This window comes from Streptomyces sp. URMC 124 (genome assembly GCF_051386455.1).
In the GTDB taxonomy this organism is placed as follows: domain Bacteria; phylum Actinomycetota; class Actinomycetes; order Streptomycetales; family Streptomycetaceae; genus Streptomyces.
Window position 1 is genome coordinate 1 of record NZ_JBPQTS010000277.1, and the last position, 3,797, is coordinate 3,797.

The window sequence follows — 3,797 nt, forward strand, 5'->3', positions numbered from 1 at the left end:
CCCCGACCCCGAACACCCCTCCGGAAGGCGTGATCGTGTGACTCCGTCCTCCAGGCCCCCTCACCCCGTTCCCCGGCAGCCCGGGGCCACGGCCTCGAACCCGCCGTCGCAGCGCGCAACTTCCACCGGCGAGCGCGGCGGTGCCGCACGTCCTCAGGCGGGTTCGGCCCCGCCGGACAGCGCCGCCGAGGCCGACCGCCGCGGCGGCGGGGGAGGAGTGGAGCCGGACCAACCGGACCAACCGGACCAAGAGGCTGCCGCCGCTACGAGCCCGCCGCCGCGGCGCGCAACCCCCGCGGCGGAGCCCGGCGGTGCCGCGGGCGCCCAGGGCGTACAGGCCGCCCAGGGCGTACAGGCGGCACGGGGCGTACAGGCGGCACGGGGCGTACAGGCGGCACGGGGCGTACAAGGCGCCCAGGGCGTACAGCGCCCGCCGGGCTCCGCCGGGGCCGGTCCCTGCCGCGGTGGGGAAGGCGAGGTCGTCGACGCCGGACTGCTGTCGCCTGTCCGGGCCGGTACCCCCGCCGAGGAGGCCACCACCGACACCGCCTGGCTGCAGGCCATGCTTGACGCCGAGGCGGCCCTCGCCCGGGCCCAGGCCGGCCTCGGCACCGTGCCCGCCGCGGCCGCGGAAGCGGTGACGCGGTGCGCCCGTGCCGAGCGGCTGGACGCGAGGGCGCTCGCCCTGGCCGCCCGGGAGACCGCCAACCCCGTCGTCGGTCTCGTCCAGGCGCTCACCCGCCTGGTCGCCGCCGACACCCCGGACGCCGCCGCGTACGTGCACCGTGGCTCCACCAGCCAGGACATCCTCGACACCGGCGCCATGCTGGTCGCGGCCCGCACCCTGCGCACCGTCCGCGCCGACCTGGCCCGTACCGCCGGGGCGCTCGCCCTCCTCGCGGCCCGGCACCGCGACACCCTCATGGCGGGCCGCACGCTCACGCTGCACGCCGTGCCCACGACGTTCGGGCTGAAGGCGGCCGGCTGGCGGCGGCTCGTCCTCGACGCGGAGGAGCGGCTCGGCCGGGTGCACGAGGGCCTGCCGGTCTCGCTGGGCGGCGCGGCCGGCACCCTCGCGGGCTACCTGGAACACGCCCGGCTGGGCGGAGCCGAGGGCACCGGTGACGGCGGCTACGCCGAGCGGCTCGTGGACGCGTTCGCCGCCGAGACGGGCCTGGCCCGGCCCGTCCTGCCGTGGCACGCGCTGCGCACCCCGGTCGCGGACCTGGCCGCGGCCCTCGGGTTCACCGCGGGCGCCCTCGGCAAGATCGCGGCCGACGTGCAGTCGCTCGCGCGCACCGAGGTCGGCGAGGTCGCCGAGCCGGGCCCGGCCGGCCGCGGCGGCTCCTCGGCCATGCCGCACAAGCGCAACCCCGTCCTCGCCACCCTGATCCGCAGCGCGGCGCTGCAGGTGCCCGCCCTGGCCGGCGCCCTGACGCAGTGCCTGGCCGCCGAGGACGAGCGGTCCGCCGGTGCCTGGCACGCGGAGTGGCAGCTGCTGCGCGAGTGCCTGCGCCTGACCGGCGGTGCCGCCCGTACCGCCGCCGAGCTGGCCGAAGGCCTGGACGTCCGGGCGGACCGCATGCGCGCCAACCTCCGCCTGACGGGCGCGCAGGTCGTATCGGAGCGGCTCGCGGCCGTCCTCGCACCGCGCATCGGAAGGGCCGAAGCGAAGCGGCTGCTGACGCAGGCGTCGGCCGAATCGGCCGCCAGTGGCCGGGAACTGCGGGCGATCCTCGCCGAGAACCCACTACTGGACGGTCACTTCACCGCCGCCGAGCTGAAGGCCCTGTGCGACCCCGCGGACTACACCGGCGCCGCAGGGCCGCTGGTCGACCGCGCACTGTGTCCCTGACAACACCTCACCCGAACCACCTGCGCTTTCCCTCCGCCTTCCGTACCCTCACCCGAGGCCCGCGGAAGGCGTATGCGTGTTCGGTCATCCACGGGCGAAGATCGGCCAAGCGGGGAACGTCGTGGTTAGGATGATCGGCGTATTCCGCTTCTGGACGGGACGTCAGGGACCACGGCCTCGTCCAGCTGTCCGCATGCCCCCTGCGTCCACGAGGAATTGATGTCACATCACATACCGGACGTAGTGACCTGGTGCCTGGCCGCCGTGCTGATCGTCGTCGCGGTCCTGCTGGTGCGCCAGCGCGGGATCGCCGCGGCGCTGCGGCTGCGCGCCGCCACGCTGGAAGAGGGGCAGCGGGCGCGCGACACCGAACTCGGGCACCTGGTCGCGGTCCGGATCCCCGCCGTCTCGGCCTCCATGAACCAGCCCGTACCGCTGCCCGGCCTGCTCGACGAGCAGCTCGCCGGCACCGTCTTCGCCCACGGCCTGCAGTCGGTCATGGACACCTTCACCCAGGCCGTCGACAAGGCGCAGGCCCGCGCCGACCAGTCCGCGAAGGCCGCCCTCAAGGCCTCCATGCGCGCGCTCCAGGGCCTCGCCCACGAGCAGCAGCTGGCCATCTCCGACATGCAGGACCGGCACGACAACCCCGACGTGCTGCGCGACCTGCTGCAGATCGACCACGCCAACTCCCAGTTCGGCCGCCGCGCCCAGGCCATCGCCGTCCTGTGCGGCTCCTGGCCGGGCCGCCAGCGCGCCGCCTCACCGCTGACCGACGTCGTCCGCGGCGCCACCTCCCGCATCCGCGACTACCGGCGCGTCCAGGTGCACAGCCAGGCCGACCTCGCCGTCGTCAGCCGCGCCGTGGAGCCCGTCGTCCTCGCCGTCGCCGAGCTCCTCGACAACGCCGCCCGCCACTCCCAGCCCAACACCACCGTCGAGGTGGGCCTGCAGCCCGTGCACAACGGCGCGTGCGTCGTCATCGACGACGCCGGCGTCGGCATGGACGGCCAGGAGATCCAGCGGGCCGGCGCCCTGCTGTCCGGGCGCGCCGCCGTCGACGTCTCCCGCCTCGGCGACCCGCCGCAGTTCGGCTTCCCCGTGATCGGCGTGCTCGCCGCGCGCTACGGGTTCAGCGTCTCCGTCGACACCCGCTCGCCCTACGGCGGCGTCCGGGCCGTGCTGTTCCTCCCCAGCACCCTGCTCACCCAGATCGACATCGACGGGCCCGGCACGACACCGCTGCGGCACCCGGGCGCGCACGCGGCGGACCGCACCGCCGCGACGCGACCGCCGGGGCGGACCCCCGTCCCGGACTACCCCGACTTCCCGGAGGCCTCGGCGGCCGCCTTCCCGGAACGCCCCTCCCACCGCGGCCCCGAGGGCCCCGCTGCGGACGGTGGCGCCTACGGCGAGGGGGACGGCGGCTTCCCGCGGACCCCGAGCAGCCGCGAGCGCGAGACGCGCGACGGTTTCCCGGAGGGCTCCGCGCGCAGCGGTGAGGCAGGGTCGGGTTTCCCGGAGGCCGCGGCCGGCGGCCTCCAGGCGCCCGGCGGTTTCCCGGAGAGCTCCGGCCGTCACCGCGAGACGCGCGACGGCTTCGCGGAGGGCTCCGCGCGCAGCGGTGAGGCAGGGTCCGGTTTCCCGCAGGCCGCGGCCGGCGGGTCTCGGACGTCCGGCGGCTTCCCGGAGAGCTCCGGCCGTCACCGCGAGACCCGCGACGGTTTCCCGGAGGGCTCCGCGCGCAGCGGTCAGGCAGGGTCCGGTTTCCCGGAGACGGCGGCCGGCGGCCTCCAGGCGCCCGGCGGCTTCCCGGAGGGCTCCGCGCGTAACCGCGGTGACGGGTCCGGCTTCGCGCAGGGCTCCGCCCACGGCCCCGAGGCCCCCGGGGCCTTCCCCGCGGCCGGCGGTGCCTTCCCCGGCGCGGCCGGCCGCGGCCCCC

General features: G+C 76.8%; 2 protein-coding genes. Both read left to right on the forward strand.

Features of this window, described 5'->3' with window-relative positions:
• Positions 1 to 493 precede the first annotated feature (493 nt).
• Positions 494 to 1,855, forward strand: coding sequence for a lyase family protein (locus tag ACSNOG_RS32050; RefSeq protein WP_436756218.1), 1,362 nt, complete (start codon positions 494 to 496; stop codon positions 1,853 to 1,855).
• 219 nt (positions 1,856 to 2,074) lie between these two features.
• The coding region (locus ACSNOG_RS32055; RefSeq protein ID WP_436756217.1) for an ATP-binding protein at positions 2,075 to 3,797 on the forward strand (1,723 nt) is incomplete at its 3' end.